19 protein-coding genes are annotated in these 24,119 nt (G+C 56.7%); 3 read left to right on the plus strand and 16 right to left on the minus strand.

Annotated features, from left to right (window positions below):
• Position 1: 1 nt before the first annotated feature.
• The 8 genes from J2S70_RS02890 to J2S70_RS02925 form a co-directional block, all read right to left on the minus strand.
• Entirely contained in the window at positions 2 to 832 is an 831-nt protein-coding gene (locus J2S70_RS02890) for a rhamnan synthesis F family protein (RefSeq protein ID WP_307682246.1), read from the minus strand.
• Positions 829 to 1,053 carry a hypothetical protein gene (locus J2S70_RS02895; RefSeq protein ID WP_307682247.1) on the minus strand — a complete coding sequence of 75 codons (225 nt, stop codon included), beginning with the start codon at positions 1,051 to 1,053 and terminating at the stop codon, positions 829 to 831. Before J2S70_RS02895 ends, J2S70_RS02890 begins: the two co-directional genes overlap by 4 nt.
• Before the next feature lie 20 nt (positions 1,054 to 1,073).
• Positions 1,074 to 2,306 (minus strand): ABC transporter ATP-binding protein, encoded by a 1,233-nt coding sequence (locus J2S70_RS02900; protein WP_307682248.1) that lies wholly within the window; start codon positions 2,304 to 2,306, stop codon positions 1,074 to 1,076.
• A 9-nt stretch (positions 2,307 to 2,315) separates the two neighbouring features.
• Positions 2,316 to 3,149: an ABC transporter permease gene (locus J2S70_RS02905; protein ID WP_307682249.1), complete on the minus strand. Its 834-nt coding sequence runs from the start codon at positions 3,147 to 3,149 to the stop codon at positions 2,316 to 2,318.
• The gene (locus J2S70_RS02910; protein ID WP_307682250.1) at positions 3,133 to 4,800 is read right to left on the minus strand and encodes a DUF2142 domain-containing protein; all 1,668 of its coding nucleotides are present in this window, start codon (positions 4,798 to 4,800) and stop codon (positions 3,133 to 3,135) included. Before J2S70_RS02910 ends, J2S70_RS02905 begins: the two co-directional genes overlap by 17 nt.
• 34 nt (positions 4,801 to 4,834) lie before the next feature.
• Positions 4,835 to 6,136, minus strand: coding sequence for a nucleotide sugar dehydrogenase (locus tag J2S70_RS02915; protein ID WP_307682251.1), 1,302 nt, complete (start codon positions 6,134 to 6,136; stop codon positions 4,835 to 4,837).
• Between the two features lie 65 nt (positions 6,137 to 6,201).
• Positions 6,202 to 8,226, minus strand: coding sequence for a DUF6541 family protein (locus tag J2S70_RS02920; protein WP_307682252.1), 2,025 nt, complete (start codon positions 8,224 to 8,226; stop codon positions 6,202 to 6,204).
• A complete protein-coding gene (locus tag J2S70_RS02925; protein WP_307682253.1) occupies positions 8,223 to 9,371 on the minus strand; it encodes a glycosyltransferase family 4 protein in 1,149 nt (382 codons plus the stop codon). Before J2S70_RS02925 ends, J2S70_RS02920 begins: the two co-directional genes overlap by 4 nt.
• Before the next feature lie 41 nt (positions 9,372 to 9,412).
• Here J2S70_RS02925 and wecB point away from each other — a divergent pair, with 41 nt between their 5' ends.
• Entirely contained in the window at positions 9,413 to 10,477 is a 1,065-nt protein-coding gene (gene wecB, locus J2S70_RS02930; RefSeq protein WP_307682254.1) for a non-hydrolyzing UDP-N-acetylglucosamine 2-epimerase, read from the plus strand.
• On the opposite strand, the gene J2S70_RS02935 is transcribed toward wecB, so the two are convergent.
• The 3 genes from J2S70_RS02935 to J2S70_RS02945 are packed head-to-tail and all read right to left on the minus strand — an operon-like array spanning position 10,474 to position 15,295.
• The gene (locus tag J2S70_RS02935) at positions 10,474 to 12,546 is read right to left on the minus strand and encodes a DUF6541 family protein (protein WP_307682255.1); all 2,073 of its coding nucleotides are present in this window, start codon (positions 12,544 to 12,546) and stop codon (positions 10,474 to 10,476) included. The two genes, wecB and J2S70_RS02935, sit on opposite strands and share 4 nt — an antisense overlap.
• 35 nt (positions 12,547 to 12,581) lie before the next feature.
• The gene (locus tag J2S70_RS02940; RefSeq protein ID WP_307682256.1) at positions 12,582 to 13,733 is read right to left on the minus strand and encodes a glycosyltransferase; all 1,152 of its coding nucleotides are present in this window, start codon (positions 13,731 to 13,733) and stop codon (positions 12,582 to 12,584) included.
• A complete protein-coding gene (locus J2S70_RS02945; RefSeq protein ID WP_307682257.1) occupies positions 13,730 to 15,295 on the minus strand; it encodes an asparagine synthase-related protein in 1,566 nt (521 codons plus the stop codon). Before J2S70_RS02945 ends, J2S70_RS02940 begins: the two co-directional genes overlap by 4 nt.
• Before the next feature lie 92 nt (positions 15,296 to 15,387).
• On the opposite strand from J2S70_RS02945, the gene J2S70_RS02950 reads away from it, so the two are divergent.
• Together J2S70_RS02950 and J2S70_RS02955 are read left to right on the plus strand one after the other, a co-directional pair.
• The gene (locus J2S70_RS02950; RefSeq protein WP_307682258.1) at positions 15,388 to 16,479 is read left to right on the plus strand and encodes a glycosyltransferase family 4 protein; all 1,092 of its coding nucleotides are present in this window, start codon (positions 15,388 to 15,390) and stop codon (positions 16,477 to 16,479) included.
• Between the two features lie 8 nt (positions 16,480 to 16,487).
• On the plus strand, positions 16,488 to 17,564 hold the full coding sequence (locus J2S70_RS02955; RefSeq protein ID WP_307682259.1) for a glycosyltransferase: 1,077 nt from the start codon (positions 16,488 to 16,490) through the stop codon (positions 17,562 to 17,564).
• Here the strand turns inward: J2S70_RS02955 and J2S70_RS02960 are convergent.
• Genes J2S70_RS02960 through J2S70_RS02975 form a run of 5 tightly spaced genes read right to left on the minus strand, consistent with a single transcriptional unit; the run spans position 17,561 to position 24,049 of the window.
• Positions 17,561 to 18,880, minus strand: coding sequence for a lipopolysaccharide biosynthesis protein (locus J2S70_RS02960; protein ID WP_307682260.1), 1,320 nt, complete (start codon positions 18,878 to 18,880; stop codon positions 17,561 to 17,563). The two genes, J2S70_RS02955 and J2S70_RS02960, sit on opposite strands and share 4 nt — an antisense overlap.
• Before the next feature lie 33 nt (positions 18,881 to 18,913).
• Entirely contained in the window at positions 18,914 to 20,548 is a 1,635-nt protein-coding gene (locus tag J2S70_RS02965) for a hypothetical protein (protein WP_307682261.1), read from the minus strand.
• Entirely contained in the window at positions 20,538 to 23,171 is a 2,634-nt protein-coding gene (locus tag J2S70_RS02970; protein WP_307683362.1) for a YfhO family protein, read from the minus strand. Before J2S70_RS02970 ends, J2S70_RS02965 begins: the two co-directional genes overlap by 11 nt.
• Positions 23,152 to 23,538 carry a GtrA family protein gene (locus J2S70_RS08840; RefSeq protein ID WP_407702648.1) on the minus strand — a complete coding sequence of 129 codons (387 nt, stop codon included), beginning with the start codon at positions 23,536 to 23,538 and terminating at the stop codon, positions 23,152 to 23,154. Before J2S70_RS08840 ends, J2S70_RS02970 begins: the two co-directional genes overlap by 20 nt.
• 16 nt (positions 23,539 to 23,554) lie before the next feature.
• Positions 23,555 to 24,049 carry a hypothetical protein gene (locus tag J2S70_RS02975; protein ID WP_307682262.1) on the minus strand — a complete coding sequence of 165 codons (495 nt, stop codon included), beginning with the start codon at positions 24,047 to 24,049 and terminating at the stop codon, positions 23,555 to 23,557.
• Between the last annotated feature and the right edge of the window lie 70 nt (positions 24,050 to 24,119).

Below are 24,119 nucleotides of genomic sequence, written 5' to 3' on the forward strand. Positions count from 1 at the left end.
GTCACCACTCCGTGATCTCGTGCCCGAACCTGTTCTTAATAAAGGATCTTGCTTCTGATCCTTCCTGCTCGGTAGCAGGATGCGTGAGAAGAGTTCGCTTAATAAACGGTACTCCACTTTCGATCAGTCGTTGCCAACCTTCGACAGTTGGATTCCCAAAAGGCACCCCGAGCTCGCTGCCAGACACCCACTCTTCCATCGTGTATCCCTCGTAAAAGGCGAGTTTTGACATCCCCAGCTCGTAACGCATCACCACAGAATCTTTGTCATCCTGAACTCGGATGCCGTTGAAAAAATCTACCCACGGCCGATCAGCGAGGATTCCCCCGCGGAAGCAAACGAAGAAGCTCTGCAAGTGGTGACTAATCTGGTCCGAGCTAGTCAAAGCTCGGATATTTGGCTGCCCGGGTTCGCTTATCCACCGAAGAATCGGTGTGATGGAGTCAAAGGGACCAATCATCGAGTCGTTTGTGATAAGTACGCATGTCTTGTTCCGAACCTCAGGGAACATTCCCAGCGCAGTAGCCCACGATCCGAAATCGTATCCTAGGTTTGGTCTGCGTAAAATGATTGTCTCGGCTGGAAGCCCGAACGGGAATTTGAGTTCTTCGCGACCTTCCGTTACCGCGATAATGATTGGTAAAAATCCGTTATCAGCAAGGCTCCGGGCATAAATCGAGAGTGAGCGCGACTGCCGTGGGGTCGTAGAGTATTGAGCGATCAGTGCCACACGCTCGGCATGACGAATCGTATCGCGTTTGCCCTTTTCCAGTCGTATTCTTCCTGCAGTTTCGCTCGACACGAGCGGCCCGAGTTTCCTGGCTATTGTCACGGCAGCAGCTCTCCCACGCGCCGTTTGAAGGCGCGCATTGGGAGCGTGGCCTGCCACGAGGCCGACTTGCGTAAAGATTCGAGTTGTTCACGCGTGGTGGCTAACTGCTCTTCCGCTTTCCCTGCCCTTTTCTCGGCTTCTTCCCGTAACAGAACCTCTCGTGCAAGGCTGTTTTGGGTTGCCCGCAACGCCGTTCGAAGCTGGCGAATATCTTCATTCATAATTCCACTACCTCGATGTTTTACTCGACCTTCTCCTCCGGCCTCTCGGACCACTGGCCAGGCGGAAGCGAGATAATTCCGGGCTCTGTGGGAACCCAGTCTGATCGCACCCGGATCTCGGTTTGTCTATCTGAGTAGTCGAAAATGTGCCCATCACGTACAAGAGCTGTAGTCAGCCAGATGGAGCCCGGCTGGAAAAGTACCGAGTCTATGCGGTAATCGACGAAACTCTCACCCACATTAAACGTGTATGAGCGTCCTCCAGTCACCGAGTTTGGACCGGCGATCGACACTCCATTACCTATGGAGAAACCGAGGCCGACCTCGACATTCTCCTGGCGTTGCGTGGCTCGCACATGGATGCGCAGAGTCGCCGGTTCACCGGTTTTGAAGACGTCAGTTTCTTGGCCGTCGTCGTCGAGAATCTGCACGCCGACCATGCGTAACTCGCCACTGCCCTGATTCTCTCTATACTCGTCTGCGACGTTAGAGCTTCCACGCTTAGACGCCTCAATATGGTTAACGGACTTGAGGTATGACGATATGACGTCCGAGGCCGGCCCGACTTCTTGCAAAACTCCGTTATCGAGCCACGCAACCTCATCGCACATTTCTTGTGCGACGGAAAGAGAATGCGTAACCAGAACGATAGTGGTTCCCTTCTTTTTCATGTTCCGCATGAGTTCAAAAGACTTTCGCTGGAACTCCTCGTCGCCGACGGCGATGATTTCGTCAACTACGAGAATAGTTGGCTCAATCGCAACTGCGGTGGCAAAGCCGAGTCGCACAGTCATGCCAGACGAATAGACTTTTACTTGCTGGTCGATGAAGTCCCCGATGTCGGCGAAATCGAGGATCCAGTCGAACACGGCGTCAAGTTCTTCCTTGGTACGGCCAAGAATAGCGCCGTTGAGGTAAATATTCTCCCGTCCGGTCAGCTCGCCATGGAAGCCCGCTCCCAACTCTAGTAGTGCATCAACCTTATCCTCCACGAGCACCTCGCCAGAGCTCGGCAGGTACACCCCAGCAATGATCTTGAGAAGCGTTGACTTGCCACAACCGTTGTGCCCGATCAGTCCAAAGGTGGTGCCTTTACGGATGTTCAACGAGACGTCGTTGAGCGCATTAAAATCGTACTTCTGTTTCGCCTTGCCCTTCACGAACATCTCTTTCAGGCTGGTTCGTCTATCGTGGTGGCTCGCAAAAGTCTTGCTCACGTTGCGAACTTCGATTGCGATGTCTTGTGTTTCCATCTTTCCCACCTAAATCCGCTCGCCCAATTCTTGTCCCCAGCGTCGGTAGACCCAATAGCCCAAGGCCACCGAAGCCGCCGCCCATGCGAAACAGGTGAGCCACTCCTGCACTGTTCCCGGCCGCAGGTCGTAAACCAACGCGCGGAACAGGTTAATGAACTCAGCCATCGGTGTCGATTCAATCAGCCAGCGCAAGGGAATCCCATGCCACGATTCCGGAACGATTGTCGACGTGTAGATGATTGGCGTCGCGTAAAACAACAGCTGAAGAGCCACACCCACGAGGTGCGCCAGGTCACGCACGTAGATATTCCAGATGGAGATCGCTACCGCAATCCCGGCAGTGAACGCAACGACGAGAGCCACGAAGAACGGCAAGAGCAGCCATGTCCAAGAAACATTCGAAAGGAGCGCTAGTACCACTAGCAAGATCGCCACTTCAATGAGCGATTGCACTGCAATTGCGAAGCCCGCACCTAACACTGGAGCATAGGCCGGAAAATACACTTTCTGAAGCAAACCACCGGATGAAACTAATCCGTTAATGCCTGCGTTAATCGAGTTCTGGAAGAAACCCCAAATAATCAGACCCGCAAAAAGCCAGATCGCAAAAATGCCGATACCTTCATGCCGTGAAGCAATATTCGGCGGCACCATCCTGAATAAACCGCCAAATATAAGGGTATAGATCCCCAATGTTGCCATGGGGACAACGAGGGACCAGAGCCAGCCTAGCGCTGTTGCACTGAACTTCGCCTTCAGGTCACGGTTTCCGAAAGCTAAGATCAATGTCCACTGTTGCCCTAACGAGCGGCGTTGGCGCACATTACTTTTCCGTGACATGGTCACCTAACCTATCTCTATGCGCCGCGCTATGCGCTGGCTTGATACCGGAGTCGTTCGGCTCAATATGAGTGTTCGCAGTTTGTTTACTGTAACCGATTGCTGACCGCGCAGGTGAGTTATCCGTAACATTGTGGGGGTCACCGGTGAGTGGCCCCGTGGCAACTAGGCTTGCGGCTGCTGGCACAGCGGTAGAGTTCCCGGACCGTTCCAGGAAAAGCCAGACGTAGCCCACGAAGATCGCAAATGTCACACCACCAGCCAACGCGTACATCATCGGGTGCCACTGCTGTGTCACGCCAAGTTCGTTCGTATAGGCGGTGCCGAAGCGGTAGCGCAGCGCCACTGCACGCAGTGCGATCAGTTGTGCCACTGCGAGAGAAATCGTAATGGTGATACGTTGTGATCTCGTCAGTTCTAGGTTGGCATGAATAATGAGAATACCGAGGAATAAAACGAGGAGTGCCAACACATAGCGCGGTTGGAACCACTCGCCTACTGCCATACCTCGGTCGAAAAGTATGTATACCGGCACGAAAATCAGCACAGCAAGCACGCTGATTGAGGCGATAGCCGTGCGCCAGTAAATCTGACGCAAACTTGAAAAAACTAGTCCGCAGAACACGAAGATTGTGAGCGCCGGAACGCTCCATGGGATGGGCACGTCGAACCAGCCGAGCGGCCACGTGCCGAATGCACCAAGCCAGATGTACGGGACCGTCAGCGTATTATCTACGATGTTACGTCGTCCAACGTTTCCATCTCCTCCGGTCACGAGTGTGTCTATCATCGCCGATAACGACTCCAAGCCGGGCACCGAATCCAGCACCCCGGCAAAGAGCGCGAATATTCCCGTCACACCAAGTAGCCCTAGAATTGTTAATTCTATGGTGGTTCCACGCCTATCGAATTTTACGGTGACGAAGACAGCTAGGAACAATGCGAGGAGGCAGTATGCACCCGCGTCGTATCTGGCGCCGCCAACGAATAACAGTGCCGTAAGTGCAAGGGCAGCTAGCACATATCGCCGCCAGCCCGCTGTTTCGAAAACACCCACTACCGCGAAATAGATGAACAACGGCCCAAACACCGTCCAAGACGTCGGGTTGATCGACGCGATGATGAATAGGCCAAGTGGGACTACAGTCGCACTCACGGTCATCCATAACGCACGCCGCCTAGCCAGGGGTAGCACTGCCGCAAGCAGTCCAAGTCCAAAGCTCACAAGCGCAGAATTGAGCGTTCGAATACTGTAAAAACTTTCGCTCGTTTCGGCGTCGAGTGCAAGAGCCGCTGTTGTGTAAAAGAGCTGGGGATATTGCTCGCTAAAGTTTCCTCGGTCAGTCTCTACCAGCTGTCCGCTATTCACAGATCGGAGACGACACGGATCATTCTCGGTTTCTTCCTGTCCGAAGCACATCGTCTGCGTAGCATCTTCACGTACCAACCGGGTTGTAGGTGTAGAGCCTGGTTCGCACATTCCGTTCTCACCACCGGAGCAGTAAATACTGGCCAGATGATAGTCTGAGTCCGGTTCGCCAAACGGAGCCACCGCATAGCCCCATATAACCAAGGTGAAAAACAGCAAGAGCGGCGGTAGTACCACGTCGAGAACTCCGCGCACCTTCGACGTCGTTACTTCCGTATCCATAATTTCAATCTAGCTCAACGTATTAGAAACCAGTCTAATTCGCCTTTGCATCCCCGATCACGAGGCGAGGTGTCCCTTTCCACAGCTCGGGGTTCGTGATTCTACGGCCGTCGAACAGCAACTTGATTCCCGGGAAGTTCGCAGGAGTAATCTCCGCGTATTCCTTGTGATCGGCCTGCACAATGACGGCGTCGACGCCCTCCCCCAACTCGTAGGCGTCCCAACCGTATCCAGCAAGGTCATCGGCGCTGAACATCGGGTCGTGCACTCTTACCTGTGCGCCGCGTTCCTTAAGCCCGGCAACCGTGGCGAAAATGCCGGAGAACGCCGTCTCTTTGACACCGCCGCGGTAGGAGGCACCGAGAACGGCGATCTTTTGGTCTTTCAGATCGCCGAGTACGTCTTCCACCCGACCGATCACATATTCGGGCATGCCCGCGTTGAACTGGCGTGCCGTGCGAACGATGGAGGCGTCTGGATCGGTGGACAGGTACAAGCGCGGATAAACCGGGATGCAGTGCCCGCCCACGGCGATACCCGGGCGGTGGATGTGCGAGTACGGTTGGCTATTCGATGCGTCAATTACACGCTGGATGTCAATGCCCTCTTTGTCCGCGTAGACGGCGAACTGGTTGGCAAGCCCAATGTTGACGTCCCGATACGTTGTTTCGGCAAGCTTCGCCATTTCGGCTGCTTCCGCCGAGCCAAGATCCCACACTCCGTTGGGTTCGGCGAGGTCGGGGCGCTCATCAAACGTGAGCACGGCTTCATAGAAGTCGATCGCCTTCTGCGTGCCCTCCTCAGACAGCCCGCCAACGAGCTTCGGGTACTTGCGAAGATCTTCAAACACCCGCCCGGTGAGCACGCGCTCCGGGGAGAACACAAGGTGGAAGTCTTTGCTTTCTTTCAAGCCGGAGATCTCTTCGATCATCGGCTTCCAGCGCCCGCGCGTCGTGCCAACGGGGAGCGTGGTTTCGTATGCAATGAGCGTATCTGGGGTGAGGTTTTCAGCTAGCGACCGCGTAGCGGCGTCCATCCATTCAAAGTCCGGTTCCCACGTTTCGTCGTTAACAAATAGCGGCACAACGACGACGACGGCGTCCGCTCCCGGGACTGCCTCAGCGTAGTTCGTTGTCGCCTTGAAACGGCCTGCAGGGACGAGCTCGGAAAGCTTGTCTTGAAGGTGGGCTTCCCCAGGGAAAGGTTCCGTGGCTTCGTTGATCAGCCGCACGGTCTGTTCATTCACGTCGACTCCGATGACGTCGTGTCCCGCGTCGGCAAACTGGACGGCCAGCGGAAGGCCGATCTTCCCCATGGCGACAACTGCAATACGCATTAGTTCTCCTCCAGAACTCCAACAAAACTGAGACCAGTTTACCCCTTACCGCGCTTGATTGTGAATCATTCGCACTCTCCATGTATACGGCAACTCCACTCCGCGGATTTGACAGCAAAGATTTCTTCCGTGCTCAGCGGGGTGCGGCGCGCTACCACGTCCCACCAATCGATCCTCGGTGGTAAATCTTGGCCGGGGTGCAGGCATGCTGTGAACTTCCACAATGTTCCGCGCTCAGTATCGGCCACCTTCGTGAATCCCTTGGACGCGTCGACTCGGTACAAGCCAGGCCAACGCTCGGAACGCTGGCGCTTTTGGAACGTGAAATCCTCAGTCTGATAGAAATACTCGATGCCATATCGGGCGAGAATGCGGCAAATGTGCGGGTCATGAGCGATGTCGTCGACGTGGGTGACGAGGTAGGTGCCATCGTGATCCGCTGCCGTGCGGTTGACTTGGGTGAAGACAACGTCGACGCCGGAATACAGCGGCGCATAGCCGAGCCCGGTCGCAGGGTCTCCAAGCACGACGGCCCCTGGTTCGACGTAATCATCGAGGCTTGCGAAGAACTCGAAGTCGGCTCGAGTCATCATTTTACCCGCGCCGATGGGTGGCTGGCTTGCCGCCGCAAATGCACCCCACTGAATTCCGCCAGCGGCAACCGCCAGTGCCGCCGAACACACTATCGTTGCTCGAATGGTACGCGTGAGACGGCTCAGAAGCGCTACCAGAATGATCGCGCTGGGTATCGTCTGGACTGCGAGCAGGCGGTTCGGGTCGTGATACCAGATACCGGCGAGATTTGCGAAGGGGTTTCCATTCACGTAAGCGCCGAAAACGAGCAGCCACTGCGCGCACCAACCAGCGATAATCCAGCGCATGTTCCCCATCGGCCACAACGCGCGGGTTCCCAGAGTCGTGACCGCAAGAGTCACCACGGCGACGATGATCGCTAATACCCACACAACCCCGGGTCCGACACTGAGCTGTGCCGCGAGGGTGGCAATGCGTTCGGTCGTGTCCCAGTTACGCGGGTGTTCACGAATGATATATCCCCACACATTGGGGTTTGCGCACAGTGCCAGAGCAAGAACCAAGAAACCAAGACACGCGATGAAAACCCGTCGCCGTGTGCCAGATAATCCGGCACGTACCGCATGATAAGCAACATGCAGCGCTGTGGGAAGGAGCAACCATAGCACTGAAAAAACTGCAGAGGGATGGGTAAGCCCGATCCCTACAACCATGACCAGCACAAGTGTCACGTATCCCCCGAATCTGCTCCAGTCGGCCTCCGTGCCGGCGATCTGGCGCCACGCAAGCACGATGATCCCTAAAACCGCGGGGATGTGCGCGTATGCCAAAGCGTTCGGCCAAAAGCCGCGGGCGAGAGAGAGGAAGGTCAAGAAGTGTGGGAATACGGCCGCAACCAGCGGAGTCAGCACACCTGCAGATCCCAGCACCACACGGCCGAGAAAGGTTATCGAGCCCACCCATAGAATCGGTAGCACAAGGTACGCGAACACGTGAGAAGCAAGCGCAGGAGCTTGCGGGTTGATGAGAGCCAAAACCGCGTGCCATACTGCGGGGTAATTGGTGGGAATCGTATTAATTCCGTAGTTGGCCTGCATCGCACCGAACATCGAGGCATCCTGATGGTAGCCAATCGCGTGCAAGGCGTTGTAGTGATACATCGGATCGGCCTGTGAGCTCGGCAAGGACAGATCAACTCGCATCAATATCGGGACGACGAGAATCGCCACGGCCAACAAAGGAACCACGTAAGCGAACATCCGATAACGGCCCGGAGGAGCGCATTCTTGCCAGTCCGTCGGCAAGAAAGAAGGAATCAGCCGAGACAGGATGACGCCGAAGAAGACAAGGCTGGTCGCTCCAGTCGCGAAACTGCCAAGAGTCCACGCGATTGCGCAAAAATGGTAGACGTTGCTCAGCAGTCCGACAACGGCGAGGCTTAGTGCACCAGCGGAAGCTACCGCGATACGGCGCGGTATGCGCACTGCGCGCGCAAGAGCATAGCCCGGCGCCACATTCAGCACTAGCAGGGCGAGCGCATACCCGGCGATTATCATTGCAACGCTGTTTCCACCGCGTCACAGGCGACACGCCCGGTGGCGGCAAGCGAGTGGGTATCGACGACCCACGTGCGACGTCGGCGTTTTTCCGCTTCGTCACTCGGAGCGCCTAAAATGGATACCATGGCGGCAGCGACGGCGTTGGGTTCGTGTTCGGTCACCTCGCCGAGGTTTTCGTGTCGAATAGGTTCCCGCAGCGGCCCCGGGCCCGCATAGACGACGGGCGTGCCGGTGGAAAGCGCAGAATAGACCTTGGTAGGCATGGCGAAGTCGTAGCCGAGCCCGGGCTTAATCGATACAAGAGCGCCAACTGCGTGCCGTTGCCATGCTGCAGCTTCCTCTTGGCTCACCCGCCCGATCTGGGTTACCACCCCAGCTGGCAACTCGCTAGCAACCTGTGCGATTTTCGCCGCAGCGCTGCCCTGGCCGAGATAGTACAAGCGCACGTCCGGATGATCACGGTGAACCTGTTTCATCGCCTCAGCAAATACTTCCGCGCCCTGCCATTCCGAAGCCGTGCCCGCATACACGAAGTACCGCTCCCCCGGTCTGGGGTTTGGCAAAGCACTCTCCAGTGCAAACACGTCCGTATCGATTCCGTTGGTGGCAACACTAACACGGCTCACTCCAAGCTCGTGAAGGCGATCAGCAACCGCGTTCGATACGGTAATCACGCCGGCCGCACCTTTCATCGCCCAGGTTTCCACCTTGTGCAAAATCGTGACGATCAGGCCGGGTGCCGATGCCTCTGCCGCATCGGACCACACGTCTGCCGCGTAGTACACGTAAGGCACCCGGCGCAGCCGTGCGGCGATCCGGGTGACGAAGCCCGTCGTAGGCGGGGGCTCGCAAATGATGACATCGGGGCGCGGCGCGGCTAATAGCCGGAAAAAGACAGGGATGTCGAAGCTCAAATACTGCAGGTATCCGCGTACATATCCTTCCGAATCACGAAGTACCGGCATGCGCCGCACGGTGATACCCGGTTCGTTGGGTTGGGTGACCATCGTGGCGGGCGGCGTCGTCGTCACCACCCGCACCTTGCCTCCACGCGAAGCTATCTCCCGCGCAAGGGCGCGAAGTCGGAAGCTGGCGGCTGCCGGTTCCGGGGTAAAAATCCTCGTCGCGATTATCGCCTTCACTGTTTTCGCTCCTCATGCGAGTTGGCAGTTATCATGTGTCTATGCAGATTCTAAGTGTGGTTGGCGCACGCCCCCAATTTGTGAAACTCGCTCCCATCGCGCACGCGTGCGCGCGCGCAGGGGTCACGCACACAATCGTTCACACCGGGCAGCACTACGATCCCTTACTATCCGACGTCTTCTTTGACGAGCTCGGCATTCCCGAGCCGAATGAACACCTCGGGGTCGGCTCAGGTTCGCACGGTAAACAGACCGGCGCGATGCTCGCGAAGATGGACGACGTGCTGGACAAATACCGCCCGGATTGGGTGCTCGTGTACGGCGATACCAACTCGACTCTGGCCGCCGCACTCAGCGCCGTCAAGCTTCACTACCCGATTGCCCATCTGGAAGCCGGGCTGCGTTCCTTCAATCGCGCAATGCCCGAAGAACACAATCGTGTGCTCACCGATCACGCCGCAGATCTTCTGCTTGCTCCCACGCAGGTTGCCGCCCAGCACTTGGCGAACGAAGGGCTTGCCGAGCGCAGCGTCGTCGTCGGAGACGTGATGACGGACGTGTTGCTCTCCGAGCTGGCAAAACTTGATCCGGGGTATTCGCCCGTCGCTGAGAAACTCGGTATGGAATCCGGCGCGTACCTGCTCGCCACGATCCACCGTGCCGAGAATACCGATGATCCACAGCGGCTGGCCGCCATTTTGCGCTCGCTGGAGGATTCACCTGATCCCGTCGTCGTTCTCGCCCACCCCCGCCTTGTGGCAAAATGCGCCGAACACGAGCTTACGCTGGGCGGCGGTAACCTTCACGTTCATGATCCGCTTCCCTATGCCGACCTCCTCGCGAGCGCGACGCACGCCAAAGGTATCGTCACGGATTCTGGCGGCCTACAAAAGGAGGCATTTCTGATGCGAGTGCCCTGCACGACGGTACGGACGGAAACCGAGTGGGTAGAAACCGTAGAACTCGGTTGGAACATTCTCGCTGAACCGGGTGAACAGTTGGCCGACGCTATCTCACGCCCGCGTCCGACCGACACCGACGCCACTCCGTATGGCACCGGCGACGCCGCAGACCGCGTGGTCGCCGAACTACTGCGGCGCGGCTAATGATAGGTTGGCCCGCCGGGGCGAACTGGCGTCGTACCTGGCTCGGGATCCGTGAAGCGCCAGTTCGGATCGTTACACAAGTCAATCCGGAAGAGTCGTGCCCGGCCGCCGGAATCCACAAGAGTGAATCCCTTATCAGTGTTCACCCCATACAGACCCGGCCTCATCGAGGGTGTGAAACCGGAGTTATACCATCCGGGTAGGTCCTGGTAGAAGTGCGTGATTCCGTAGCGGCGTACCGTCGCGCACACCTGCGGATCGTGGTGAATGTCGTGAAAATTATTGATTAAGAAGGCATCCGCTTTACTCGAGTGCATGCCCGGATAGGGCCAGACCACGTGCCGGCCCGCCACGGGCTGGATGAGCGAGGCACCGGCAGCCGGATCACCAAGAACGAGGGAGTCGGGCGGTAGCGCGCGCGCACGCTTGATCATGTCGATCTCGGGAGCATCGGCGAGGAAGCGGTCGGCGCCACGCTCCGGGTAGACCATCTCGTGGGATGCCTGCGCGTTGGCTGGGTAAGACACCGACGTGAGAATGAGGAACGCGCCCGCCACCGCTACGATGGTCGCTGGCCTGGCGGCTAGTGCCGCTCGGCGCTTTGCTACCCACGCGAACCAGCACTCGGCGGCTATGGCCACCATCGGTACGAGAAAAACCGCAATTCCGACCAACCCGCGAGTCGGATTATTGTAATACAGCGACGTCAGCCGGCCAAAAATCGGTATGGGTATGTAGCAAGCAAGCACGAGCAGCACTTGTGCCAGCCACGCGACGACGAGCGCCCGATTACGGTACCCACCCTTGCGCCACACGGTCACGGCAGCAAGGAGACTGACGGCGAACACGCCAAGGTAGAAGGCGTAGGTCTCCAACCCGCCGCCTGGTGAGTACATCGTCAGAGTAAACACCAGCTTCGTGGGTAGCCCCGCGAAAGATACACTCGGGGAGCGATGCAGCTGCAACAAACTAGCGTACTTCGAGGTGTAGACGAGCACGGGTGAAGCTAGCAAGAAGAAGAGCGCGCCCGCCCACGCGGCAATCCGATAATTATCGCGGTTCGGCTGCCTCCATTCATGCCACAACCGTACGGCCACGAAGCAGATAAGACACAGCCATACCCCTGCCACCGGCGCGAGGAAAGCAGACGGGTGCATATTCGCCGTTCCCAGCGCGGGGATCACCCACCCGGCGAGCAAGCTGAGGGCGGGAACGAAGCTTAGTTTGCCGCCAGCGCACAAGCCGCCTGTTTCATGCAGGGTGCGCAGCTCGCACACCATCATGGCGAGCAAACCGGGCACAATTGCCATGCCGACGACAAACGGCCACAAGGTGGTGACCAGCTGTAGACGTACAAGCGCCATCGGCACCAGTGCGCTGCCCGCGAGCGCCCACCACATCACCGCGCGTGAGCCTGTGAGTGCCCATGTGAACGCCATCATCGAAAAGATCCATAGCATCGGAGTAATGACGAGTATGACGTTCGCCGTCACCAGAGCCTCGGAGGCGCTGCCCATGGTAAGAACAAGCAGCGCGTGCCAGGCGGTTGGATAGAAACTTGGGCTCGGGTCGAGCCCAAACATGGCGGAGCTTGCCGTGAGCGGCGAGGCATCCCCATTTTGTTGGATCTCCCACAACAGACCGATGTGGAACTGCGAATCTCCGCCCTGAATGATTCCAGTGGCAGGAATGGTCGTGAGAATTGGCAGCGCTGCCACGAGGCCAAATAGTAACGCGGCGAGCGCCGGTTGCCACAGCGGGGGTGCTGGTCGCCGATCAACAGCAGGGTAAGTCCCCGACCTGCGGCGTGACACAAAGGCCATGCCGAACGCGATCATAACAACGACTGCGAAGCCAACCAGCGCTGACGTCAAAGTCCATCCTATGCCAGCTCGGCCGTAGCCAATGGTGAGCACGGTAGCGACGCCAGCGCTCCACGCCGGTGCAATTGCCGCCTGCATGAACAGTGGCTGGTGGCGATGGGTAATCCTGGCGAGCACGAGCCCAGGCACAAAAAAGACGGCAAGGATCGCAACTAGTCGTGGTATTTCTGCCAACCACGTGCCCATAGAGATACTTCCTTTCCGGCAGGCTGACCGCCAGTTCAGCGGCTAACAGCCGCATTGTAAACGACGCGCGTTTTACTCGCGTAAGCCCCGGGGCCAACGCGTTCGAGAGCTGCTGCGCGGATATGCTCACGGGCAAAGTGACCGGATTCTTTCGCGGCGATCATCTGCAGCATCGCATCGGCCAGCGCGTCGACGTCGTCAATCGGCACGACGAATCCGAACTCCGGGAGCACGTTAAACGATCCCCCGTCGGTAGCCGAGGCAATTGAGGGGGTGCCGACAGCGTGCGCTTCAGAAAACACCGTCCCTCCGGCTTCTTGTGCAGAAAACAGCACGTGGCAATCCGCATTTGCCATAAAAGCGGGCACGTCCGCCCGCTCCACCCTACCCGTGCACGTCACGGCATGTGCGACACCGAGCTCTCGGGCAACGCTCGCGACCTCGGCAACCCGATCCGGGCTGCCTCCGCCGATTATCAGCCGTGTAGCTGGGCGTTGGGCGTGCACCCGTGCAAACGCGCGCACGGTTTCTTCCGGGCGTTTGTTGCGATCCAACACTGACAAGTGCACGAAAACGAACTCGCTGCTTTCCGAATGGGCACGAGCCTCAGGACTGATACGAGTGAATGCGGTTGGCACCGGCAACGGGAAAATCTCGAATGGGCGCCCATAGACTGCGCTAGCACACTGAGCCATGCCCTCCGACACGGAAAATCGGAAGCTTGTACCCGCCACGGCACGGTGAATTGCCCGGAAGCGCGGGCTACGCCGATCGCGCTCAAGTGAGGTTGGCCGGTGCTCGGTAATTCCGTACGGAACGCCCCAACGGTCAGACAACGCCTTCGCTAACAAGATTCCCGGGAACACCGAATGCGCATGAATCAGGTGCGGCACCCCGCAGGCTTGCTCGTAAGCGTCGGCCAACGGACCTGCATAGATATTGATAAGCGCCTGGTCTCCAGGAAAAATTCCTTTCGGTAACACGGGCACACCGCGGCGAAACACCCGGCCATTGCGCATGACTGGTTCCGGTTTACCCTGCCAAAACGAGTGCGGATCCAACGCAAGCACCCCCACGTCCATCCCGGCGTCGCGCAACATCTCCACCTGCTCGGCGAAGAAGATTCCGTTCAGCGGATTATCCGCGCTCGGATACCACGACGGTGTCCACACCACGTGTTCACTCATGGTTCTGGCACCACTTTCTGGTCCGGCACCCACTCGTTGGCGAGGAACAGATCGCAATAGACCCCCAGCGTGGACTGGCCGCGTAGTAGCCTGCGCGTAAACTGTTCCAAGCTCAGCGTGCCCGCCAGTGCTTCGAAAGCCATAGGATGATGACGTTCAGTGCGGATCCGGGCGAGGTTCGTCAGCGGGTCAAGAAGCCGAACTGCAGAGAGCACCGCCTTGATACGTTTCTTCCGTTCGGGTTCAATTTGGCCTACCCGCGGCGCAAAGTACTGCAGGTCAGCGTCGAAAGCACGCGCGAATCCCTCATTGACGAAACGTACATAGTGTTCGCGCTTGCCCGTGTGGAGCGCCCGCGGCCCGGAAAGCCACGCATCCCACACATCGGCGTTGAGCATAGGAAGCGCCCAGTTGAAACCGAAGTGTTCGTACCCGCGCATCGAGTTATTGATGTAGCGCGGCTGACGGGTCAGCGAATTGATATCCACAAGAACCTTGGCGTTATGTGCCGGGTCATTGGGGATCCACGTTTTTTCGAGATGATCACGCAGGCGCGCTACGAGAGGATCGGGCAAGTCAGCGAGGCTTGTAGCTCCGCGCAAGTGAAAGTGGTGGGCGGCCACGAGTCGCACGGCGTCGTCCACCGAGATCGCAGCGCCGGCCAATCGTTCGTCGTCGTGCTCATTTCCGACGATGGTGTGGCCGGCTAAAACGATTGCGCCGCTCTCGGTTTCTCCATGCAAATCGCCAAGCGCGTACCAGTCTTGGATATGCGGAAGCGCCTCCCCACTCCACGCGTACCGCAGAAAATCTCCCGTTTCAGGTCGAAGCCAGCGTTCCCTCACCACACCCGGCTCAAGCGTGATCCCACGCCACTCATACCCGGCACTCCGCGCTACCTCGCGCGACACCCGCACCTCCGTAGATCCGGCCGTGCCGTAGGTAAAAGCAAGCACGTTACTCGCGCCAAGTTCGCGTAGCACCATCATGATGAGCCTCGAATCGGCTCCGCCAGAAAGCGGTACAAGCAGTTGCCGTCCGCTGGCCACAATGGGCTCGAAGGCCTTCAGTATGACACGGTAGAAGTACTCCAAGTATTCGTCCGGATCCGCGTCGGCTTCTGTATACGAGGTCGCCATGCGGTACTCCGCCACCACACGCCCGGTTGAAATATCGGTCACCGCGCTTGCCCGCGCACTGGAGATTCCCGCGATGAGCGTCTGCGGACCGAACAGGTAACCGGCGTGCACAAATTCCGCTGCCGCGGCGCGATCAAGGCGGGGGCCACGCATTGCGTCTAACAGTGGTTCGGCGGTCGAGGAGACGAGCGGATCGGCGTCGTTGCTATATAGAATGGGAAAGCTGCGTAGGTTGTCCGTCACGGCGAAAGTTCCGGCCGTATTCACGACGACGGCGGCCCAGTGCCCGCGTTGTGCCAGCGCCCAGTCCACAACTTCCTGACACTCGACATCGATAGGCGTGGTGCCGAGGTTGGCACGCCAGTACACTGTTCCGATTCGCTGTTCGTATACGTCCCACAGCTCAGGATCGGCAAGCCTCATGTTCCCCGCGTTCCTCTCAGTTTCGCTGTGGCCATACTAGTATGTATCTACGTCGGAGTTCGAATACCTCAGCCATTGAGAACGGAGTGCACGTGCGCGTAGTCATGGTTACATCGTGGTTCCCCACCACGAAGAACCCCTCCTCGGGTTCCTTCGTGGTCAAAGATTGCCAGGCTCTCGCCCACGCCGGTGCTGACCTGTCGGTCGTTCATCTCGTGGCTCCGAACCTCGACGATGGCACCCGGCACACCACGGTACAGGGGATTCAAACAGCGCGTATCCCGATGGCCACGAACAATCCGTTGGCCATTGCCTGGGCTCGCCTTTTGCTCCAGCCATACATTGCCTCGGCGGATATCGTGCACACGCAGGCGATCTCAGCCATAGAACCCTTCGTCTTCCGCCGCCCAGGCAAACCGTGGGTACACACCGAACATTGGTCGGGCATTTCCAACCCGCATAACCTCTCCCCAACGTGGCAGAAACTCCAACCAGTGCTCAAACAACTTGAACGTTTGCCTGACGTCGTCGTAGCCGTTAATAACTATCTTGCCGAGCCGATCCGCGCGGTCCGTGGAAAAAAACCAGTCGCGGTGATCCCGTGCCAAGTGCCAAGCCCCGCGCAGCTCGTGGAGCGCAGACCTGTGCGCGCCCCCTTACGGCTGATTTCCACCGGCGGGTTGGTGCCCGGCAAACGCCCACTTCTTGCGGTGCAGACTCTGGCCGAGTTGCGCGAACGCGGGCGAACAGCCGAGCTCACGTGGCTCGGTGACGGGCCGCTACGCACCGAGGTTGAACAGCTCGCCGTGCGCCTCGGCGTCACAGTTTCCCTACTTGGCCACGTCTCGGCCGAGGACGTGCGCCGCCATCTTGGCGATGCCGATATGTTTATCGGCCCGAGTGAGGGCGAGAATTTCTTCGTTTCAGCGGCCGAGGCGATAGTCAACGGCCGTCCGCTCGTCGTCGGTGATGTCGGCGGGCACGGCGAATATATCTCGCCTGCTGTGGGCGAGCTGGTGTCCGGGGAGGATCCGGCAGACTATGCCGCGGCCGTTCTGCGCGTTGATGAGCGTACGGATGCGTTGAGTGCAGCCGATATCGCGGCTACAATCGGGGAACGTTTTTCATCTACCACGGTAGCAGGCGCTTACCTCGAGCTCTACGACCACCTCGCTTCCCGCTAGGAGGAACTATGGACGCGATGATTTTTCACGCTGCCTACCGGCTTAACCCTAATTCGGTGTCGGCATCGGCAATTCGCCCGCGGCGCATGAAACAAGCTTTCGCTGATGCCGACTATGAGGTTTTCGATCTCACGGGTACGGCGGCAGAGCGGCGCCACAAATTCCGTGAGTTAAGAACGGCCGTGCGTGAAGGTAAGCGCTTTTCCTTCATGTACTCCGAATCGGCAACTATCCCACCGATGATCGGAGATCCCAATCATTTCCCACACCCGTTCTTGGACGCGCAAATCTTTCGATTTCTCAAAAATCAGGGCATTCCGCAGGCGGTTTTCTACCGCGATATTTACTGGCGTTTCCCCGACTACGTGGAGCGAGTTGGGCGGCTGCTGGCCACAGTGATGCGCCCGATGTATTTGGCAGAGCTTGCGCTGTACAAGAAGTACATGACGAAGGTGTACGTGCCCTCACAGCAAATGGCCACGTACATTCCCGAGTTGAACGGCATTGACGTGGGCGCACTTCCACCGGGAGGTTATAACACCGACGCCTCAGCCTCGGCTCACCCAATCAACCTGCTATATGTGGGTGGAATCGGACCACACTATCAGCTCGACGAGCTTGTGGCTGCAGTGAAGGTTCTGCCGGACGTATCGTTGACGATCTGTACCAGTGCGGATGGCTGGGCGGGTGTGGCCGATCAGTACGCCGTCGAGGGATTTTCGAATATCGACGTGGTGCATCGCAGCGGGGATGGCCTTCATCAACTTTTCCAACGCTCGAATATCGCAGTCATCATGGTCAAGCCTTCGGAGTACTGGGGCTTTGCAGTGCCGGTGAAACTCTTCGAATACGTCAACTACGGAAAACCTGTTTTGGTTTCACGCGGAACACTTGCTGGCGAGCTCGTAGAATCTCATGGATGGGGTTGGGTAATCGACAACGACCGTACGGAAATCACCAGCGCGCTCAGTGAGTTAGCGGCAAATCCGGCGCAGATTGATGCCGCTGCGAAGCAGGTGATGGCTGATCGCGGCGGACACACCTGGCTGGCACGTGCCGAGCAGGTTGCGGAGGATCTGAGCTAACTTTGCGGCCGGATCTCATCCTCCGACTGCGCGTCTTCTGCTCGCCGCGCGTCATAACGCCGCGCGGCGAGCACTGCCATGATGAGCATGCCGGCCAGTAGCGCGGCGTTAACGCAGGACATGACCCAGACAGTCGCGAGCATGCTCCACGGTGAGAGCGCGAGCACACCGAGAGTGGCCACTGTGTAGATCGTAGAAAACACGAGCATCCATTTCTGGGTGTCTGTGACAATAAAGATGTTTGAAATGGGCGAGGTCATGACCAGCATAAACATCCAGGGCGTGATCGCCTGCGCGAAGTAGCCTGCCTGATCCCATTGCGGACCAAAGACAAACGGAAAGAGCCACGGGGCAATGAGACCGAGGACGAGAAACGGAAGGAAACCGACCATGCCCAGTTTCTTAACCGCCTCTTTGACGAGCGGAGTCATCTCCCCCGGTTTGATGGTCGCGAGCCGCTGGTAAAACACTTGGGTTACGGAGGCGGTGACGAAGCCGAGCGGCACCTGCATCATCCGATAGGCCTGACTATATTGGCCTACCACGTTCGCTCCCGCGAGGCCAATGATCATGATGATTCCGTTTGAGCGTACGCCATCAACCAGTGCTGTCGGAGCGTTGTAAATGGGCATGCGCCAATACTTCTTGGCCATCTGCCAACAAGTTGGTGCGTCCGTGAGATCAACTGGTTCGTCACTGCGGTTTTGATGGGTAAGGAATGCGAGGGCGAGGAGCTGGCCGAGGATCGTACCAACCAACAGACCTCTAAAATCCGGGAGCAGTTTATATAGCGCCAGCTGAAAAATCGCCACGCCCGTTGTTTGTAGTACGCGGTTGTATGCGATGACCTTGTAGCGCGTTTTGCGCGTGTACCAGAACTGCAGGTTCGCGGCTTGTGACGTGAGATAGGTGAGGATACCCGCCGTCCACATCCACTGCCCCAACATGTGTGAGTCGTAATGCTTCTCAAACCAACTCGACATGACAAGCAAGACAAGCGCACTCAGCAGGGAAACGACGACGATCGACCTTCGCGCGAGCTTCATGATGACACGTGCGTGCGAATCCTGCTCTGGCAAAACTATTGCCAGATCATATCTTGATGCTGCCACCGTAACGAGAACGGCAACAATTGCCTGAATGATCCCGAACAGGCCAAAAGCCTCCGGTGAGTAGAGCCAGGCCAGCGGGATGGCCAAGATGATTCCTACTGCCTGCGCGGCAGCTGTTCCCGACACCAAGGTGAGCACGTTCTTGAGAAACGGACGGGAGTCGAGGCTCTTGAGTAAACGCGAGCGGAAACTTCGGGATGTCATTGTTTCAGGCTAGCACCGTTTCATTCCTTGGAATCATTCCTGTAGTTCGTGCACGATGGCGGAAGCCGGCACGTCGTAATACTGACCTAGAAGCTCCGGCGCGTCAGCAAATTCGCCGATGTAGTACGATCCGTTGCTATGTTTTATAGGCATTTCGCGTGGCAGGTGTATCGTCGAGATATTGCCTTCCTTATATTCACGCACCTGAGCTGGGAAAGTAGCCCACGTTGCTTTGTTGATCCGATAATCGGTGACTGTGAAGTAACCCGCCCTAAATGAAGGCCCGACGACAGCAGCAAAAATTAAGAGACAGGCCGCCGCGCTGTAGTTCGCGCCCTGAGCGTGCGGGTTCTGAGTTGAGATTGCGGGCGAGTACATGAAGGCCACCGCAGCCGTCGTGAAAAGAAGAAAAAATAAGAAAAAGTAGGTTTGGCGCCCTTGAGGCGTTCCGAGGTACATCGGAAGAATAAACGCGGTTGGGGCTAAGATCCAGAGCGCTGCCGGGATACCATGAGCGTGATTTCGCCATAACAGCACCGCCTGCGTTACGAACAACGCGGCTAGGATGCTCACCAGCACGAGGAAGACGAGTGTACGCTTCGTGCAGAAAACTACCTCAATATCTGCGCGCGTGGCTATTTGAGCGTTCGTATTAATTGTACGGCTCACAACGAGTGTAAGCGCTGTGGTTACCCCTTGCACACAGAGTATCTTTCGGCTTAAACCTGTGTGCTGTGCAAACCTTTCGGATTCCCACCACATGTACACCGAGTATGCGATGGCGAACATAACTACGGCTATGAACTGGATATTTGTCATCCCCACAAGTGCCCGAATGGCCAACATAAGCTGACGCTCGAGTGTGGAAAGCTCATCAAATACCGCGGGCTGCCATACCCGTTCCGAACGCGAATACAGACCGGGGGTGAGAAAGCGCAGTGCGCTCAAAACTAAAACTACCACCGAGTACCACCTGAAGCGACTGGTTCTCCCCCTGGAAAAGACGACGGTGGCACTGACGAATCCGAATATAACGAGACCGACTATTTCGTTCCACAAGCCGCCAATTATGGCAAGAACGACAGATAGAGCTGCCCAAGTATTCCATCTTCTTCCGGACGTGTTCCGCGCCGAATACAGCTTGGTATGCAAAGTCAAAAACGCGAAAAGGAGCGCGCTTCCTCCGAAATATCCGATAGTTGCTGACATGAAGAACACGGTAGACTCTGCATAGTCAGGCTCGTGAGCCACACTCACCCACACGAACATTGCTGCCGTTACGAGCATTGTCAGATCACGCACCACGGTCGGAACCGCCTGATCGTCTCGGGCTCTAATCTTCACAAGTTCCCGGAGGAGTGCCCACACGCTCACGGAAAAAGCGGTAAGAATAAGCGCCATGATCGGGCCGATCAGGCCCTGCGTTGAGAAGATCAGCTGCGCCGCGCCGTCGGCGATCCGTCCGTTGCGATCCACCAGATCGTCCCATGTTGACGCCAGCACGGATCGTAAACTCGTTTTCCCGAACGCGTGTCCACTGCGGGTCGCCCACAACAGATCGTCGCGAGACGGTATTGGATTGGTCCAGATCCACAGCCACACGACGAATACGAGACCCCAGAAGATCCCGATGAATCTTACGCGGCCCGCGCTTGTTTTAGGCCTCATGGGTATCCTTAATTCTTATCCGCGAATGCCACGTCAATGCAGACAACGCCCCCAATGATGCCAGCCCCAGAAGAACTCCAACTCTTAGTCCGGGTTGCTCGAACGTGCAATCGATGCTCGTTGCATCAGTGATCTTAGTAGAGAGGAAACCGCTCAGCGGGTCAATGTCGCTGCGATGGCCATCAGCATCGCACTGCCATCCTTCAACAGCTGGGGTAGCAACGACGAGACGACCACTTGTTGGGGAATCGAAAGAGGCGGAGACTCGCCCCGGAGAGATATCAAGGTCAGCTGGAACAGTGAGCGATTCATACGCAGCCTGCAGTGCATCGATGTCTAAACAACCGACATGCAGCGTTTCACCTAAGACTTGGCTCTCCCCGAGTGTCATGCCGAACCGCTGTGAATCATCGAGTGCCCGGCCGCTTTCTCCCAGAATCCCAATAGTCGATTTCTCCACACCTTCAAGCGCAGACATTGACACTGGCAAGTCGGCCGACGGGGTGACGCTGTAATTCACCGGAGCAGCGAACACTATCGTTCGGGGCTTGCAATGTGTGATGATTTCGTACGTCTGCCCTTCTTCTACCTTGACAGGCTCACTGATTCGTTCCCCTTCTAGATCAATATCTGGGAAGTTGTAAACTGCTGGCGCGTTTGCCAGCGCTGCACGACGTTCGTATATCGACGGCACCGTTCCTTCCTCGGGATTAGCAGAATCCGCCTGCACTCTCACCATCGGGTAGACAGGGAGTTCGCCAACGCCAGCAGCGGCCACGATCCCGGCCACCAGTGAGTCATGCGGCATATACGTAAACCTTCCACCGCTGCCATGCAAGAAACCAATGCCTGTTACAGCGTCTACATATTCGGAAGTCGCCGTCGTTGAATAGTAGTCAGTGCCAGGATAGTGATAACGGGCGCTCATATTATCGCTCAGCCACCATTTTTCATCATCGACGATCCTCTTTCCATAGCGGTGCTGCGGCCATGACTGACTAACCTCTCGTGCAACGTGCTGATAAATCTGCGCTTCACTTGCTGAGCTAAACGGCGCCTCCCTAAAGAATCCATTTCTAAAATTATGTGCTGCGAAGACACCCGTCCCACCGATTTCCGCGACCGTAGTAACTAAAATAAGGGCACTTGCCGATGCTCTGCCTAATTTCGCTGGGGTACCGAATCGTTGGGCGCACATATGGACGACAATTAACGCGGCCGCAATAATGCCTGAGTACAACACAATTCGGCCTGCATACCCCTGTTGTAAATGCTCCGAGACGGTTGGTTTACCTACAACGAGCACGATGAGTAGAACACCCGCTAAAACGGCACCTATTTTTGCAACGCTGATTCCTTTCGTTTCCAGTCTGTCCTTGCCACCGATTGCCGGCCCGCCTTTGGACTCCACTGCTAACGCCGCCGTGACGACAAGCCAGGCAGTTACCACAAACGTCCAGCGATATGCTGAACCGTGCGGGAATTGGAAGATATTCCAAACTAGTAAGAGCGGTTTCATCACCAAGGAAAGCAGCAAGAAAATTGATCCGCCGAGCCAAGCCATCTTGAAGCGCAAGCTGAGGTCACGCGTCAGCAGGAACGCACACGCGAGTAAAATCGCAAGTATGCCCACATAGACAATAGGCGTCGCATAGATGTCATACGTGAACGGTAAGAATCTTCGCGCCACGTCACCCAGCGGGGGTGGTGTCAAGCTCTCCGGACTCTCCAGTCCTACTCCCATTGAAAGAGAACGCAGGACTGGTATGAAGGTCGGGGCAGTCAGTAACACCCCTAGCAAACCAACAAACACGAAACGGCTGACATTGCGTACAGCTTGTCTCGGCTTGTCAATTCCTATTGCGAGAACTATGCAGAATAGACCAGCGACCAAGCTTGCCATATATGCGACGTAGTAGTTCGACCACCACACCAAGCCTACGGCGAGTCCTGCCCATATCCAGCGCGGATGCGGTTTGCGCATTTCCAAAACAGCCAGGAATAGTAGTGGGACCCCATAGAGCACATCAAGCCACTGCAAGCTAACATAGCCCTGCTCGAAAATCCATGAGCTTGCCCCGTATGATACTGATAAAGCCAGCGGGATAGCTCCTGTCAGCCCCCTGCGTAACCGCATAATTAACAGCCGCATAACGCCTGCAGCAAGCGACGCTCTCAAGATGATTATTATTGTCATGCCCAAAAGAATTTGGTTTTGCGGAAACAATGCTATGAGGAAGGTCCACGGGCCGCCCAGGTACGTCGCATAATCGGGTAAGGCAGGCAGACCTAAGCCAAGATCCCACGAGAAAGTGAAACCTGACATGTTGCCGTCGACTATCACTTCCCTGAACCGTGAATAAAAGGGCAGGTATTGGGTGGCAAAGTCACCGATGGCTCCACTTTTTCCCAAAAAAGGAACCACGTTAGACCGCCACCGGACGAACAGGTGCAGGGCAAAAGTGGCAAGGAAGCTGGTAAAAAACAGTGTGACAGGATGGAAGCGGAGGTCACGTTTGCTGGCCAAAGCGTCAAGAGTATGCACCTGGTTCATCGAGTTCTTTCCTTGTCGCTGTTCCGCTCCGCAAAGCTCAAGGGCTGATTCATTTTCTAGACGGTTCATCTCGATCAAGAATAAGAGTTGTCAATGAAAAGGTAATTGGAATAGCCAAGATCCCCATAATCAAAGTCGCATATCGTTCATCAACGTGTAGTGTCTCCACAAGAAAGATAGAGCCCAACGACGTGAAAATGAGATTAACGATTGATGTTAGCGGGAATTGGAAAAACTTTCGCCACGTTGGGCGCACGCGATAGGTGAAGTACGAATTCATAAAGAACGAAAACACCACAGACACCACCCAAGCGAGCAAGTGTGCTGGAAGATAATGAAGTACTAGGAGAAAAAGCCGGTAGCTAAGATAGTAGACAGCGGTGTTCGCAACCCCAGTTATGCCGAATCTGACAAGCTGCCCGAACCTGGTTCTCATACCTTTCGGCTCTTTTTTACTCGTCACGTGAATCTTCCTCAATGATGTAGTGCGGGCGCCCTTTCACCTCGGAATAAATCTTGCCTACATATTCACCAAGAATACCCACAGATACCAATTGGAGGCCTCCCACCCCCACAATGACTGCAATCGTTGTGACATAACCCGGTACGTCCACGCCGGAAATCGCGACATTGATAACCAAGGCGATCAGATACGCAATGAAGAGCAGGAATGCGAATATCCCAACTTTAATAACGAGGCGTAGCGGCCGATCGTTGAACGCTATGATTCCATCGAGGCCATAGTTGAGCAGGGATCGGAAACTCCAGCTCGATTCGCCTTCGTACCTCTGGCGATTGCGGTAATACACCTTTTTGGTCGCCATGCCGACCCATGAAAAGAGCCCTTTGGAAAACCTGTTGTATTCGCGCATGGACAGGATCGCATCGACAGCTTTCCGCGAAAGAAGCCTGTAATCCCCCGCCCCGTCCTCCAGCGGAACATTCATGACTGCGGATGTAAGCGCATAATACTTCCGGGAAAACCACGTGCGTAACTTTCCGTCTCCGCTTCGATCC

This window comes from Trueperella bonasi (assembly GCF_030811535.1).
Taxonomy (GTDB): Bacteria; Actinomycetota; Actinomycetes; order Actinomycetales; family Actinomycetaceae; genus Trueperella; species Trueperella bonasi.